Raw genomic sequence first — 1,830 nt, 5'->3', positions numbered from 1 at the left:
GCACTCGGGCCGCGTTCTACACGGCGTCCTCGACGCCGCCGGCGAAGGCCAGCTGGTCCTGCGGTCATCCTCCGGCGTCACCATCCCCCTCGCACAGACCGACGTGGCCGAGCTGCACACCCGCGAACGCCGCAGCTGACGGGCGGCCCCGGTCCGGATGGCCGCCGACGGCCCCGAGCCCCCCGGCCGTTGGCCAGGTCGACTCAGAACCGCCGGTCCGCCGTCTTCTGCCCGGGCCGGACGGGGCGCCAAGGCGCAGGCAGCTCGGCCCCGGTCAGCGCCAGTCGGTGGTCAGGTCGATGCCTAGGGTGACGGCCGCGGCCTGCACGGCGGAGCGGTGGTCGGGGTCGGTGGGGGAGAGCGGCCGCACCTCCAGCGGAATCACCGGCACCTCGGCGCGCAGTGCCCAGCACAGCTCGTCGTCATCGAGCCGGGAGCGGTAGGCCAGCCCGGCAACGGTGGGTAGGACGGTGAACACCGCCCGCCCCAGCGCCTGGGTGATCCGCCGCCCAGCCGGCCCCGATGCCCGCACCAACCCCTGGTCCAACCTCGGCGCCCGCGCCCCGGGCTCACCCGGTCCGGCCTCGGCGATCGCGGCGATCACCCCGGGGTCGTCGTCCAGCGCGGTCAGCAGTGCCGGGTCGTTGACACTGAGCACCGGCCCGGCGGGGTATACGACCAGCCGGGCGACCTGCTGGGCGGCCAGCCAGGCGACCACGCCGCCTGCGTGGTCGGTGTCAGCCTCACCCAGCCGCGGCTCGCCGTCGACGACGGCGGCCAGCCGCGCCAGCGCACCGGGTGCCGGGCGCAGGTATTCCATGGTTTCCAGCAGCGCGCCGCGCAGCCGGGCGGCAACGTAGCGGACCGCGTAGCTCCGCTGCGGGTCGTCGAAGCGGTAGCGGCCCGGTCCCGGCCACACCCGCGGTGGCTCCAGCGGATCCCGACCCACCCGCCACACGCCCTCCGCCGGCGGCGGAATTTGGCGGTAGGACGCAGGGTTTAGCGGGCCGACCACCGGCGCATTCTCACCACCGTCTCCCGCAAGCCTTCACCGAACCCCTCCACCCCGGCCGGCGGGCACCGCGCCGGAGGCGCAGGAGGACGGGTAGCTCGGAGGTGGGGTCAGTCGGCGAGGAAGGCGCGCAGCGCGCCCAGCAGCCGCTTCTCCGCTTGCGCCGGCGGAGTGTCGGCGAGCACCTCCAGCGGCGCGCAGTCCTCCAACGCCGGGCTGGCCGAGGTCAGGAACGCGGTGGTCACCTCCGGGCGGCCATAAACCCCGGTGATGGCCAGCGCGATGCGGTGCAACAGCCGCAGCCGCGCAGCCTCGGCCTGGTCGCGCGGCGCGCGGCCGGCCGCCCAACTGCGCACCGTGCGAGCCTCCCGCAGCCCCACCGCTGCCGCGGTCACCCGGGGCCCCACCGACTCCAGCAGCTCGCAGGCCGCCTCCTGCGCGCTGGCCACGGTGGACCGCTTGTATGCCCGAGCCCAAATCGCGTCGACATCCCGGACGACCGCGTCCCTGGAGGAGTGCACAACTGTGCTCATAGTCGCCTCCTGCCTTCTCCGGCGAAGGTCGCCTGCGTGGCACCCCACCCTATGACCAACCGTATAGTACTAGACGACAGCTCACCTAACCCCTGGCCTAACGCAGTTGGCAGCTTCCCCGGTACGGGTGAGAGCCGTTCGCCTCACGGCCGTTGCGCCGAGCGCCTCCTGACCACCCCGCGACGACCGAGAGGACACCGACCGTGCTCGACTACGAGTCCACGATGCGGCTGGGTCGGGCGCAGTACCAGGACGTCGTCGACGAGCTGATCGGCGCCGGGTTGC

2 protein-coding genes are annotated in these 1,830 nt (G+C 73.8%); both read right to left on the bottom strand.

From position 1 onward, the window contains the following. Positions 1-274 precede the first annotated feature (274 nt). Complete coding sequence (locus tag BUB17_RS24925) at positions 275-949, bottom strand: RES domain-containing protein (protein WP_280173914.1); 675 nt, start codon at positions 947-949, stop codon at positions 275-277. Between the two features lie 173 nt (positions 950-1,122). Then, a complete protein-coding gene (locus tag BUB17_RS24920) occupies positions 1,123-1,461 on the bottom strand; it encodes a hypothetical protein (protein WP_141243209.1) in 339 nt (112 codons plus the stop codon). Positions 1,462-1,830: the final 369 nt, after the last annotated feature.

The sequence above is a fragment of the Geodermatophilus obscurus genome, assembly GCF_900143215.1.
GTDB lineage: Bacteria > Actinomycetota > Actinomycetes > Mycobacteriales > Geodermatophilaceae > Geodermatophilus > Geodermatophilus obscurus_A.
This window is presented reverse-complemented; position numbering and strand designations above follow the sequence as displayed.